We start from the raw sequence: 13,050 nt of genomic DNA, 5'->3' as shown, positions 1-13,050 counted from the left end.
TTTGTTTGGGATTGCTCTACAATTCCACTCTTTACAAGAAGGTCGGGAAATGGTAGGAAAACAATCAAAATAGAGTTGAATCCAGTTCAAATTTAATAACTGTACAGATTTTTAAGGACTTGAGTAAATTGGGCGATCGCACCCGTGAAATGCTACAAGTTTTGTATGAGTTAGGAAAAAGGTAGTAAGCGATGGTCAAACTAGAAGAAACAGAACTAAAATTAGCGATCGCACTCCCAGTCGATGCAATACAAGCCTTTTGTCAGCGATGGGAAATTGCAGAATTAGCCGTATTTGGTTCGATTTTACGGGATGATTTTGCGGTCAATAGTGATGTAGATTTTTTGTATATTCTGAAGCCTAGCACTCGTTGGAGATTGAGGGATCTAATCTGTGCGGAAGAAGAATTAGAGCAATTACTGAGTCGAAAGGTTGATTTAGTCTCAAAAGCTAGTATTGAACAGGATTATAACTGGCTACGAAAAAGTAATATTCTTTCGTCCATAAAAGTAATTTATGACAACCAATAGAGATATAGAATCTGTTGTTACCTAAGCAGGATGAATCTGTATAAGCGATCGCGCTTACCCCATAACAGAGTATCTGTAGAAATTGAAGCATTGGGTCTTTGGCGCATATCCCAATAGCTTGTTAGGAAAATACGGATTAGAGAGGATTGGCGATCGCCTAAATCTTAGGAGTGATTCGATTGCTCAAGATTAACGCTATGATGAAGTCGATAATCGAAAAAAATTAACCTTATGAAAGAGTGCTTTTTGCTGAGTCGTTTGCTACTGCGCTTTGATAGTCCTGATGACGATCTAACAGGAGAACTCAGCGCGATCGCCCATACTCCTGATGGCTATCTTTGGGTGGGTTCTGATGAATATATCAGCATCGAACGTCTGTCTCCCACTGCGCCTTATATGTACGGCGAACATAAAACTTTTCATATTGGCGATTTTGTTCCCCTATTCGATGATAATGAAATTGATATTGAAGGAATTGATTATTCTGAGGGATACCTCTGGTTCACGGGTTCTCATAGTACCAAACGCAAGAAGCCGAAAGGTAAAGACCTTGAAAAAGATCTCAAACGACTCGCCACTGTTACAACCGATCTAAATCGCTTTATTATTGCTAGAATTCCTTTAGTTAACGGCGATTTAGTCAAAAGTGGGTCGCATCCCCAAGACAAAAATCAAACGTTAACTGCTGCTTGTTTAGAGACGATTGACAATCGTAATTTATTGATTGAAGTTCTAACCGAAGATCGGCATATTGGACCGTTTATTAAAAGCGGAATTCCGAGTAAAGATAATGGTTTCGATATTGAAGGATTGGCGGTTCGGGGAAATCGAGTTTTTCTCGGCTTGCGCGGTCCCGTATTGCGCGGTTGGGCAATTTTAGTAGAATTAGAGATGACTGAATCAGAACCTGGCGTTCTGACCCTCAAACCCATAGATGAAGCCGGAAAACTCTACAAAAAGCATTTTGTGAATCTGAATGGGTTAGGGGTGAGAGAACTCTGTTGGCTAGAGGATGATTTAATTATTCTCTCAGGCCCGACAATGGAAGTAGCCGGAGAAGTGCGTTTATTCCGTCTTAAAGATGCTTTGAATTTAGAAGATGATTCGATTAGCGATCAAGATACGGAACGCTTAGAAATTCTGTTTGATTTACCTTACACCGTTGGCGGCGATAAAGCAGAGGGGTTGGCGCTTGTTCCCTGTTTAGACCAAGCGCGATCGCTCTTAGTATTGTACGATTCTCCTCTCCCGAATCGTCGCCCCGACGAACATTCAGTTTATGCGGATTTGTTTCGCTTAGACTAATCTTTTTCCCCTTACCCTAGGATTGGGGGTGAGGGGAAGTATCAAAGATTAGTGTTGACTGACAATTAACTCAAATTGAGTGAGGGTAATGCGTCCTGATTCTAGAAGGGTATCGGCAATTTCTGATAAAGTTAAAACCGAGTAGCCGTTATAGCCATTTTGTTTGAGGCGGTCTTTAACGCCCCGTCCGTGGTCAATTAAGACGATAATATCCTTGACCTCTAAACCGACCGATTGGAGTTTTTGCGCCCCTTCCATAACGCTTTTACCGCTAATTAAAATATCATCCACCACGACAATCCGTTCTCCCGGTTCGTAATGGCCTTCAATAAGGCGTTTTGCACCATAGGCTTTCACCTCCTTGCGGGGGAAAATCATTGGGTAGCCTAAACGCAAAGCCAACCCCGTTGCTGTTGGAAGCGAACCGTAAGGAATTCCAGCAATACGGTCAAATTTTAGGGTTTCTAAGATTTCAGCATAGGCGGTTAGCGCCAGGTGGAAGGTTTGCGGCTGAGAAATCAGTTTTCGCAAATCGATATAGTAGGGAAACACCTCTCCCGACGCCTGGACGTGATCGCCAAACGTGATGCAGCCGATATCGTAGAGTTGGAGAATTAGATCGCGGTGGGGTTGCGATCGCAAAAAGCAGACATTGGGAACCCATAACTGACAACTAGAATTAGGTGCGATCGCCTTTTGGTGTTCCTGTTCTACTAATGTTCGCAGACGATCGACCGCTTCGCCCGGTTTTTTGTGCAATAACAAGTCTGGAGAAACGGGTAACAGCAACCCTTCGCCCCCACCGATCAAAGATTGGGCGTAGTCTGGAGGCGTACTATACTCTCCTACAGCCAAAATTAAACGTTCTGGCGCATAACTGCGAATTTTGGCTAAAACCTCCGGTTTGGCGGCGCTAACTTCTAAACCCAACTGTTCGGGAGAACCCCAACTCTGCGAGGCTTGAATGAGTTGCAAATAAAACGGATTATCTGGCGAAGGGTGTTCTTGGAGAATGTCCCCTGAAGAATTCCCCGTATAACTCAGCACAAACACCGCCTTATCGGGATAGACCAAAAACGGGGCAACATGATCTAGCCCGCCAAATGGCACAATCGTACAAGCATCCACCCGCCAATCTTCAAACACCGTCCGCGCAAACACCGTACTGGTATTGATATCGCTGTGCTTTGCATCTAGGATAATCGGGAGATGGCGCGGAATGGCTTTGAGGGTTTGTTGTAGCAGTTGAAACCCCACCACTCCCAAAGATTGATAAAAATCTAGCGTCAGCTTATAGGCGCAGACTAAATCCGCTGTTTGGGCAATCAAAAAATGCAACCAGTCCCACAAACTATCATTATCTGAAGGTTCGAGCAGTTCTGGGTCTGGATCGAGACTAATGTAAAGATGGGTACGATTGCGTTCGGTCGCAGCAGAGTATTTTTCAAAAAAGCTCATATTTAACGGGTTTATCGCAATTTATCGGCATCATCGACGATTTGCCAACCGTCTAGGAGTAATGCAAGTTACGTTTATTGTCCAAGATATTGCTCAAAATTTCCCGATTTGCGGTATTGTCAACCGTTAGCCAAACAGTGAGTTGCTATTGAGCCAATATGAGAAAAACGCTTAAGGTTGTGATGAGTGCGATTGCGATCGCCAGTTTAGCCGCGTCTCCCGTTTTTGCCCAATCCCATACTCCCCAAATTAGCATTCTCAACGATGGGCGAACTTACCAATTTACCGCCGGACAAGGGATTTATCGGGTTTATTACAACTACACTGGCAACAATTGGACTCACGCCGACGTTGCGCCCATTCGGATTAATACCGATAAGGCGATCGCTATTCTCCCCATGCAATATACTAGCAACGGTCTGCAAGCCGGGGCTAGCGTCAACGGTCGCAGCATTGGGCGTTTGTGGAATATCATTACCGTCCAAGAGATGCAACAGCGCCTAGAAGCAATGGGTTTCTTTGTGCTGACACCCAGTATTGAAATGTACGGCGAAACCCTGCAAGGCTTCCAAGGCTTAGAACACTTTATTGCGGGCGTTCACAAAGGTAACGCCAACGTCCAAACCTTAGTATTAACCGCCGATGCCCATATCGCCAATGCTGCCAACCCCTTTCCGGGGGCGCAAATGTTGGTGACAGGCTTGCATCCGCGCGATTTTGTTTGGGAAAATCGGATTCAATCGCGCTTAATTTCTTTCTACCAGCATTACGGCCTCAGAAATATTGGCCCGCGAGTCCGAGGGGGTCAAAGTAATAAAGAAGGCAGTTCTTTAGCATGGCATCCCCTGATTGAACGCGCCGCTGAATATAACCCCCGCGTTGCGATTTTAGAAGTTGCCCAAGCCAGAGAAATCGTCCAGTTTGCCGGATCGATTCAAGCGGGCCGTCAATGGGCGAGTCCGTTATTTGATGCGGTTGCACTGGCGATGGCAGAACAAGCCTGTGCAGATGGGGCAAGTTTAGCCATTTGTCCGGGAGAGTCACAATATTAGAAGGTCTAGGCTAGGGTTAAGATGCAGGTTAATTGATTTCAGGTCAGCTATGCCAGCCTTAACAGACATTGGTACGCTAATTCTCTCTACACCAGAGATTTGTGGGGGTCGTCCTCGAATTGCCGGACACCGAGTTACAGTGGCTAACATCGCAGTCGATTTTAATGCGGGTCGAAAACCTGAAGATATTGTCGCCGAAAGACCGCAGCTAACGTTAGCCCAGGTTTATGCAGCCCTAGCCTATTATTTCGCTAACCAGGAAACGATTGACGCAGATATTGCTTTAGATGTGCAGGAGTTTGTACGTTTAGAAACTGAATATAGGACAAAGGAGTGAACTCACTTCAACTTTACTTAGATGAGGATAGCGTTGAAAAATCTTTGATTGCAGCCTTTCGTAATGCAGACTTAGACATTGTGACGGTGACTGAAGTTCATCGAGAGAGTTATTCAGATGAAGACCAATTACTTTGGGCAACTACCCAGCGTCGGGCTATCTACAGCTACAATCAACGCGACTTTTGTCGCCTACATCGTGAATTCTTAGCAGCAGAAAGAAATCATGCAGGAATTATTTTAGTCCAGCAACAACGCTATTCAGTCGGGCAACAGTTGCAAGGTCTACTTAGGCTGGCCGCGACTGTATCAGCCAAAGAAATGGTGAATCAACTTGTGTTTCTCGGTGCCTATATTGAACGGCCTTAACCTAGGAGATTCTACCAACTGCGACCTGCACCACCGCCGCCACTGCTGCCCCCGCCAAAACTGCCACCGCTGCTACCGCCACCGCCCCCAAAACTGCCACCGCCCCCAAAACTGCTACCGCCACTACTCCCCCCACCTCCGCTGGAGGGTGGAGGTAAGGGGGGGATGCGTTCTTGCGTAATTTTGTGATAGTCACAGTGGTGGCAGTGTAAGGTAATTTCCCGCTTGCCGCTATTCCAGTGGGTGGGGTGTTTAAGGGTCTGAGTCTGGCGTTCTAGGGTGAGGGCATCGCATTTGGGACAAGTTTCATAACGCGACAACTGCCGCCAAGACCGGATGTGAACGCCGTTTTGGGTGTCTCCGCATTGGGGACAGCGCCACACGGTAAAGGTTTCGCTGCCCAGTTGTTGGGCAACGCGATCGCCTGAAGATAAATATTCGCCAGGATTCTCGGTCACTTGCACCATTGGCACCTGGCAGCGCTGACAATAGACGGGCTGCAATTCTGAGGTTTTTCCTCTCAAAAGGGCAAACAAGCCGCTTCTGAGGGCAAAGGCAGCCGCTAGCGCGATCGCACCCACCACTAGGAAGCCAAAAATGCCAACTTGACCCCAAACAATCGCCCAGAACACTAGCCCAACGGTGAAAACCAAGCCTGCACCGATGAGATACAACAGCCAAGATACCCCGCTATCGGCTTGAATGCGCGATCGCCCTAACGGTTCGAGATAAAGGGGTTGTTTCAGCTTAAAATAGGAGGCAACCGCAGAGGCGATCGCCACTAGAATTCCGCCAAATCCCAAAGTTTTTACAGCAGTCGGTTGATCGACCATTGGGGAGGTGATGGGATTATAGGTTTCTTGTTCTAAAGCCCGGACTAAGGCTTGAGTTCCCGCTAAAATTCCCCCTTCGTAGTTATCTTGGCGGAAGCGGGGAATCACATGGATATCGAGAATGCGCCCCACTCGTCCATCGGGCAAAACGCCTTCCACCCCATACCCGGTTTCAATCTCCACGCGGCGATCGTCCAAGGATACTAGGAATAATACGCCATTATCCTGACCTTGTTTGCCGATTTGCCAGGTATTGAATAATTCTGTAGCAAACGCTTTTACAGAAGAGGCGGGGGCGGTTGAAGGGACTGTCACCACTGCGATTTCTGTGCCGTTGGTGGCTTCGAGTTGCGTAATTAACTGATTGATTTGGGTTTCGGTTTGAGGAGAAAGCAATTGGGCCATATCCGTCACCCAGCCCCCGCTGACTTGTTGCGGGTTGGGAACTTCTTGCACTGTTAGGGCATAACTGGCGAGGGGAAATAGGTAGAAGGCAAGTGCAAACAAACCTCCCCATAAAACTTGTTTAAATCTGGGTTTGATGCGAGGAAAGGAAAAGAGCATCGCAGATTCTTCGGTAAGTTGACAAGGGTTCGGTGTTAGGATCGAGAAAGCTTTAGCAATCCGAAAGGTGGGGCTTAGATTCAGTTCGCCATCCCTAATGTAACCTTGGAATTTCAATGGCAGCGAGAAAGGTTTGTAAAGTTCATATTTATTTGTCAAATGCATCAACCTGAAGAACGGATTCCAGAAGAAATTGCTTCAGAGGTTCTAGCGTTAGCCTCGCGGATGTATGCCGAACAAACGCAAAGTTATTCCCAAGCGGAGTTAATTCAGGCTGGGGGAGAGGTACAAATTCCCCCAGAATTAATTCAAAAAGCGATTCAAGAAGTTCAGAAAAACCGTCAAGCGGCTGCTGTGCAACAGCAACAAGCTAAAGCTAAAACGCGCACCCTTCAGATAGTTCTGATTGGGGTGGGAATTGCGATCGCGCTTTGGGGCATCTTCAGTTACAATACCCTAGCCAATGCTGAAGGCAATGTTGAGGCTGCTTGGGCGCAAGTGGAAAACCAACTCCAGCGACGGGCGGATTTAATCCCCAATTTGGTTAATGTTGCCCAAGCCTCTGCTAGACAAGAACGGGAGTTAATTTCGTTATTGGTACAAGCGCGTCAGAGTTATTTGCAAGCGGAAACTCCCCAAGAAAAGCTAGCCGCTAATAATAATATTGGGTTAGCTATTGAACGCTTTAATAGTTATGCCGCCACTAACCCGCAACAGGTTTCTTCCCAAGCTTATATGGCTTTGCAAGATGAGTTAGCCGGAACGGAAAATCGAATTGCGGTAGAACGCAGGCGCTATAACGAAACGGTGCAGCAGTATAACCGCCAAGTTCGTCGCTTTCCCAATAACTTAGTGGCAGGAGTTGCCGGATTTGAAACCAAACCCTTCTTCCAAGCCGAGAATCCGCAACTGCCAGCGGTTAATTTAGAATAACAAGGCGATGCCCGTGGGGTCAAAATCGCGATTGGCCGTCAGTAAATCTTCAATTCCCGAACCGTCGAGGTTCGCCCGTTGCAACTTATCGGTGGTGGAATCAGCCCAGTACATTTTGCCACCCAACGGATCGATCGCTAGACTGGTGGGGAAAGATAAGCCGGAAACCAGGGTTTCTCGTGCGGAACCATCGAGATTTGCGCTTTCAATAATACCCAACTGTAAGTCCGTCCAGTATACGCGATCGCGCGATAGATCGAGGGCAATGGCGCGCGGTCGGACTAACCCGCTTCCGACAATAATCTCGGCCCCCGTACCATCGAGGTTCGCCCGATGAATGGTATTTTGGGTTCCATCCGTCCAATACATCTGATTGCGGGGGACATCTAAGGCAATGCCGGTGGGGAATAGCGCTGGGGAAGGGCCTCCTAAATCGAGAACCACCTCGCGTCCCGTGCCATCGAGGTTCGCTCGTTCAATGATATCGCGACCGGAATCCACCCAATAGATTTTGTCATTAAATAGGTCGAGGGCGATCGCTCTGGGTCGATCTAATCCCGATACGATTAAATTTTCCACCCCCGTACCATCCAGGTTCGCCCGTTGGATGCGATTGGTCGTATCATCCGTCCAATACATTTTCCCCCGTTCGGCGTCGAGAGCGATCGCTAAGGGGTCTCCCAAATTTACCACCAAATCAATCAAACCCGTCGCCCCCAAATCGGTACGGCGAATGGCATTGGCACCGGGGGAAACCTCGCTGGTATCGGCAATGTAAATGGGTTGGACAACGGAAATGGCGGCCGTATCTGAAGCTAAACTAAACGCGGTTGTTCCCCCAGCTAGGGAGGCATCAATATTTTGGGTGCCGCTGGGGTTGCCATCGGTTGCATCCCAAGCCTGAAACAGAATATCCGCCGATCCGATAAAATTCAAATTGGGTAAAAAGCGTATCCGGTCATTGGGCGTATCGCGCAATACGGTTGCCTCTGTGGGAGAAATCGCCCCAAATTCTTGCCAGGTTGTCCCCCCATCGGTGGAATATTCCCACACCCCGTTGCTATCATCGACACCAATCACGGCAATCCCTTGCACTGCGCCCGCATCTGGATCGAAGATCGGGGTAGTCCCTGCGCTGACTAGCATATTGGCCACTAGAGTGCCATTATTGCGGGTGACGTTGAGATTTTGATTAATCGGCGAAAAGCGCAAGTCGCTAGAAGGGTCGAGAATAGGGGCATCGTTGAGGTCATTGACATCGATAATGAGGGTTTCGGTGTAACTCAATCCCCCCGCGTCGGTGGTTTGAATCGTAATGCTATGGGTGGCATTGGTTTCAAAGTCAATTTGCATCCCATCTGCCACAATTAAGCGATCGCCATCTAGGGTAAAGCGTCCCTCGGCATCATCGAGTAAGGTGTAAGTATGGGTATCGCCTGCATCGGGGTCTAGGGTGGAGAAAATGCCGACGACGGTTCCTTCTGAACTCCCCTCATCAACCGTATTATTAGACAGTTCAATCCCAATGGGCGCTTGATTGACATTATTCACTTGAATGTTAAAGGTGCGGTCTAAAAATAAGCCGCCTGCATCCGTGCTGCGGATGGTAATTTGATAGGCGGCAGCTTCTAAAAGACTGCTATCGGCAACAACCAGTTGATTATTTTCAATCTCAAACCGTCCGCTGGCATCGTCAAGTAGGCTATAGGTATGCGTATCGCCGATATCGGGGTCTAGGGTGGATAGCAGACCGATGAGGGTACCGATCGGACTTTGTTCGTCAATTGTATTATTAGAGAGTTTGATCGCGATCGGTGCTTCGTTTACGTCATTGAGGGCGATGGTAAAGACTTCATCGTAGGTCAATCCTGTGGAGTCGGTTGTCCGTATGGCGATATTGAAACTCGGCGTGGTTTCAAAGTCTAGCACGGCACCGGGCGCAACCACGAGTTGATTGCCATTGAGGGTAAATCGCCCGTCAGCATCGTCGAGTAGGGTATAGGTATGAGTATCGCCCACATCTGGGTCAAGGGTGGACAATAGACCGATGACACTCCCCGCTGGACTATTTTCATCAAGGGTATTGTTAGAAAGTTCGATGCCTGTGGGGGCCCCTGGAAAGTCGTTGTCAATGATAATCAGGGTAGCGGTTTGATTGCTGCCGAGGGTTGCACCTCCGGTGGGGTTGCTTAAGAATAAGTTGACGGTTTCATCGCCTTCAACTAAATCGTCATCCACAATTGGAATATTGACGGTTTTGGGGGTGCTGTCGCCATCGGCAAAGGTGACAGTAATGGGGGTATTGTCGTAATCATCGGGGGCGGTGGCGCTACCGTCGGTGAGGGTGAGGACGACACTGACTTCGCCTTGGCTTCCCCCGATGCGAGTCACGGTGACGGCGGCGATGGGGGTGCCATCTTCGCTAATTCTGAAGGTTGAGGCACTAAATTGCAAGCTACCCGGTTGAGCGGCGGGCGGTGGGATAAAATCGTTGCGATCGATGCTTTCTACAGCTACGCCTTGGAGAATTAAGAGGAAGCGATCGCTGGTTTGGTCTTGGATGATGGTATCGTTACTGTACTGACCGCTGCCTTGGAAAATTCTTAGTTGCGAGAAGTCCAAGCCGTTGGTTAATTCAATGACGTTGGTGCCTTCGTGGAAGTCGGTGATAATCGTGGCTTCTTCTAGGGTAAAACCGCCGGTAGTGGGTGCGATCGCAAATGTGTCATCTCCAACCCCACCTGTGAGCGTATCGCTGCCATTAAAACTCTGCAATAAGTCGTTTCCGGCATCGCCCGATAAGCGATTGTTACCCAAACCGCCAATCAAGGTATCATTACCGTGTCCGCCAAATAAAATATCGTTTCCTTCTCCACCCTCTAGCCAATCATCTCCACCATTGCCATAGAGGATATCATCGCCCAAGCCCCCAAAAATGCTGTCATTGCCTTGGTCGCCATACAGAATATTATTACCACCAACGCCTTCTATCCAGTCATCGCCAGCATTAGCAAAAATCACTTCTGATTGAAGCGTTCCAATTAAAGTATCGTCCCCCGGCGTCCCTGTAATAACCAGCATTGGTATGATTATCCCCTGTGTTTGGTAGACCCGAATTTCAGTTTAACCCTGAGTATTTCTACAGTCAGCTTAACCTAAGATGGAACTTGGCTTTCAGCTTTCTGTCAAACGCATATTCCGAGTTTCTACGGAGTCACGAACTTAAGATTCTGTTCTAGCACGAAGTCCTTTGAGTTGTCCCTATTCTAGTCTCATTCAACATTCATTCTAAGGAACGCTGGCAGGGAATTTCCCCAAATGCTTGTCTGGCTTAGACTTTCTCCTTAAATTCCCAACACATATTAATCAACTTGGGGGGTTACAGCCCTCAATTCCTGCAATAGGATCGATCTACATCTACCCTCCCGTCTGAATTTAGATCAGGAATGCATGAAATCAGCTTACCGTAAAAATACTGAGACTCCTGCGGGTGCATCGCTTTGGATGGCTTTATCCCAATTCGCGCCTTGCGACTTTTGGAACCGCCTAGCCAAACAGACGGCTAAATGCGGGGCTTTACCCGTTGTGGCTTGTCTAATCTCACCTCAAGCCTACGCCCAGATTATTCCAGCCCATGATGGCACGGGGACGATTAATCGGCAACAGGGCGATCGCTTTGAGATTACCGGAGGGAGGCGTTCTAGCGATCGCAGCAACCTTTTCCATAGTTTTACCCAATTTAACCTCGATCGCAATCAAAGCGCGCTGTTTTTATCCCCCCCAGACGTTCGCAATATTCTAGGGCGAATTAATGGGGGAGATCCTTCTATTATTAATGGCTTAATTCAAGTCACGGGAAGCCCAGCCAATCTCTATTTAATGAATCCCGCAGGGCTGATTTTTGGTCCCAATGCTCAACTGAATGTTCCCGGTTCTTTTACCGCAACAACGGCGCATCAAATCAGCTTTGGTAATCTCCAAGGGTTTACCGCAACGGGCGTTAATTCCTATGCCAATCTGGTTGGCAATCCTACCGCTTTTCATTTTAACGCATTGCCCACCGGAACCATTATTAATCAGGGAAATCTAGCCGTTTCCCCCGGACAAAGTTTGAGCTTCATTGGCGGTACTATTGTCAGTACCGGGAACCTTTCTGCGCCCCAAGGAGAAATTAATCTGATTGCGGTTCCGGGAGAAAATGTCGTCAGAATTAGTCAAAAAGACCATATTCTAAGTTTAGAAATACCCCTGCCTTCAGATCCAAATTCAATCGCGCCTTTAAGCCTTCCTCAACTGTTAACTAGCGGACATTTGGGCAACCATGCAACCGAATTTAGCCTAACTCCTAATGGGGAAGTACAACTGACTGGTTCGGGTATTCAAATTGAAAGAGGAGATGTAATTGTTTCTCGCAGTTCTGTTGCTGCTCAAACAGCCCATTTCTTGGCTAGCAACCAGTTAAAACTCAGTGAAAGTCACATTCAAACCACCGGAGACTTAACCTTATTTGCCAATCAAGTTATTCAAATTCGCGATAGTTTAGAACGGTCTTTTCTGGCGAATGCTGGAGGAAATCTCATCCTTCAAGGCAACCAAATGATTGATATTCTTGCCCTCAATCATTTACAAACTCCCTTTGTCAGCGGCGGGAATTTAAGGTTAATCAGTGGCGGGATTATTTCAGGCGATGCTCAATTTCAAGCAGGGAGAAATTTTGAGCTTCTGAACTTAACAGGTGAAGGAGGAGAATTTATTAGCCTGTTCGATCCCATTATTCGCTCGAATGGCGATGTTATCTTTGGCGATTATACAGGAGTTTCCTTAAAAATTGAATCGCAAGGCAGCATTACAGGCGGCAATATTACGATTACAGCACCCGATGCGGCGGTTCCCAGTAACGATCCAGATAGTGCTTTATTGCAATCCGAAAAAGCAATCATTTTACGGGCAGGTGTTGCAGCCCTTAGCGATGTTCCTAACCTTCCACCCGAACAAGCTTCCGGAAATACCACCTTTATCCCTGGAATTCAAGCCTCTTCTCCAGGTCGTATTGTCGTTAATAATTTGAATACATCAGGAACAACCAATGGGTTAGCCAATGGAGGCCCTATTATTTTATCAGCCCCTGGAGATATCCTGATTAACAATATTAATAGTGGCTCTAATGTGGGAAATGGCGGATCGATTTTCGTTGAAAGTACCAACGGTAGCCTGCAAATTTCCGGTTTAATTAATTCTAGTTCGCAAACCGGACAGGGGGGGGCTGTCACCTTAAGGGCGCTAGGCGATATTGATATTTCTGCAATTAATGCTCAAAGTGGCAGCGCGGGTACTGGCAACAATAGCATTCAAATTAGCACGCCAGGATTGTTGCGGGCTTCAGGGACGTTTTTAGATCGAAATGGCTTTAATGTCAGCCTCTCAACCGCAGGTGGCGACACTGGGGGAAATATTCGCATCGAACATGGGGGCGGAGAAAGACAAATTCCGTTTACGGTTGGCGATCCTCAACTCAATGGTACCGCAGGCGCGATCGCCACTAGCCCAGAAAATGCAATTCTTCCTTTAGCCTCTTTCCTAGAAAGCTATTTTCAGAGCAATATTCAAATTCTGACTACCAGTTTACCGCCAACCCCACCAACCCCTCCGACACCTCCACCCCCACCAACC

The 13,050-nt window shown here is 47.6% G+C and carries 10 protein-coding genes; 7 read left to right on the top strand and 3 right to left on the bottom strand.

Features of this window, described 5'->3' with window-relative positions:
• Positions 1-191 precede the first annotated feature (191 nt).
• Positions 192-530, top strand: coding sequence for a nucleotidyltransferase family protein (locus tag QQ055_RS03560; protein ID WP_284478516.1), 339 nt, complete (start codon positions 192-194; stop codon positions 528-530).
• Positions 531-761: 231 nt separating this feature from the next.
• Positions 762-1,835 carry a DUF3616 domain-containing protein gene (locus tag QQ055_RS03555; RefSeq protein WP_284478517.1) on the top strand — a complete coding sequence of 358 codons (1,074 nt, stop codon included), beginning with the start codon at positions 762-764 and terminating at the stop codon, positions 1,833-1,835.
• A gap of 48 nt (positions 1,836-1,883) precedes the next feature.
• Here the strand turns inward: QQ055_RS03555 and QQ055_RS03550 are convergent, their stop codons facing one another.
• Entirely contained in the window at positions 1,884-3,293 is a 1,410-nt protein-coding gene (locus QQ055_RS03550; RefSeq protein ID WP_284478518.1) for a bifunctional orotidine-5'-phosphate decarboxylase/orotate phosphoribosyltransferase, read from the bottom strand.
• Positions 3,294-3,451: 158 nt separating this feature from the next.
• On the opposite strand from QQ055_RS03550, the gene QQ055_RS03545 reads away from it, so the two are divergent.
• From QQ055_RS03545 to QQ055_RS03535, 3 genes are read left to right on the top strand one after another with little or no spacing between them, the layout of a single operon-like run.
• Positions 3,452-4,345, top strand: coding sequence for a hypothetical protein (locus QQ055_RS03545; RefSeq protein WP_284478519.1), 894 nt, complete (start codon positions 3,452-3,454; stop codon positions 4,343-4,345).
• A gap of 49 nt (positions 4,346-4,394) precedes the next feature.
• Positions 4,395-4,682 carry a DUF433 domain-containing protein gene (locus QQ055_RS03540; RefSeq protein ID WP_283356499.1) on the top strand — a complete coding sequence of 96 codons (288 nt, stop codon included), beginning with the start codon at positions 4,395-4,397 and terminating at the stop codon, positions 4,680-4,682.
• Positions 4,679-5,050, top strand: coding sequence for a DUF5615 family PIN-like protein (locus tag QQ055_RS03535; protein WP_283356500.1), 372 nt, complete (start codon positions 4,679-4,681; stop codon positions 5,048-5,050). Before QQ055_RS03540 ends, QQ055_RS03535 begins: the two co-directional genes overlap by 4 nt.
• Before the next feature lie 11 nt (positions 5,051-5,061).
• On the opposite strand, the gene QQ055_RS03530 is transcribed toward QQ055_RS03535, so the two are convergent.
• Entirely contained in the window at positions 5,062-6,390 is a 1,329-nt protein-coding gene (locus QQ055_RS03530) for a TPM domain-containing protein (protein ID WP_286004242.1), read from the bottom strand.
• A 216-nt stretch (positions 6,391-6,606) separates the two neighbouring features.
• On the opposite strand from QQ055_RS03530, the gene QQ055_RS03525 reads away from it, so the two are divergent.
• Positions 6,607-7,380, top strand: coding sequence for a LemA family protein (locus tag QQ055_RS03525; RefSeq protein WP_284478521.1), 774 nt, complete (start codon positions 6,607-6,609; stop codon positions 7,378-7,380).
• On the opposite strand, the gene QQ055_RS03520 is transcribed toward QQ055_RS03525, so the two are convergent.
• Positions 7,372-10,461, bottom strand: a complete 3,090-nt coding sequence (locus QQ055_RS03520; RefSeq protein WP_284478522.1) for a Calx-beta domain-containing protein — start codon at positions 10,459-10,461, stop codon at positions 7,372-7,374. The two genes, QQ055_RS03525 and QQ055_RS03520, sit on opposite strands and share 9 nt — an antisense overlap.
• A 369-nt stretch (positions 10,462-10,830) precedes the next feature.
• Here QQ055_RS03520 and QQ055_RS03515 point away from each other — a divergent pair.
• A partial coding sequence (locus tag QQ055_RS03515; protein ID WP_286004241.1) for a filamentous hemagglutinin N-terminal domain-containing protein occupies positions 10,831-13,050 on the top strand: 2,220 nt, incomplete at its 3' end.

Source organism: Geitlerinema calcuttense NRMC-F 0142, from assembly GCF_030285425.1.
Note: the sequence above shows the minus strand (reverse complement) of the source record. Positions and strands in the feature narration are given on the sequence as shown.

What these genes read in the sequence shown, in the direction of transcription:
- QQ055_RS03560 (WP_284478516.1), top strand. Translation starts at nt 192, where the DNA reads ATGGTCAAACTAGAAGAAACAGAACTAAAATTAGCGATCGCACTCCCA.
- QQ055_RS03555 (WP_284478517.1), top strand. Translation starts at nt 762, where the DNA reads ATGAAAGAGTGCTTTTTGCTGAGTCGTTTGCTACTGCGCTTTGATAGT.
- QQ055_RS03550 (WP_284478518.1), bottom strand. Translation starts at nt 3,293, where the DNA reads ATGAGCTTTTTTGAAAAATACTCTGCTGCGACCGAACGCAATCGTACC.
- QQ055_RS03545 (WP_284478519.1), top strand. Translation starts at nt 3,452, where the DNA reads ATGAGAAAAACGCTTAAGGTTGTGATGAGTGCGATTGCGATCGCCAGT.
- QQ055_RS03540 (WP_283356499.1), top strand. Translation starts at nt 4,395, where the DNA reads ATGCCAGCCTTAACAGACATTGGTACGCTAATTCTCTCTACACCAGAG.
- QQ055_RS03525 (WP_284478521.1), top strand. Translation starts at nt 6,607, where the DNA reads ATGCATCAACCTGAAGAACGGATTCCAGAAGAAATTGCTTCAGAGGTT.
- QQ055_RS03520 (WP_284478522.1), bottom strand. Translation starts at nt 10,461, where the DNA reads ATGCTGGTTATTACAGGGACGCCGGGGGACGATACTTTAATTGGAACG.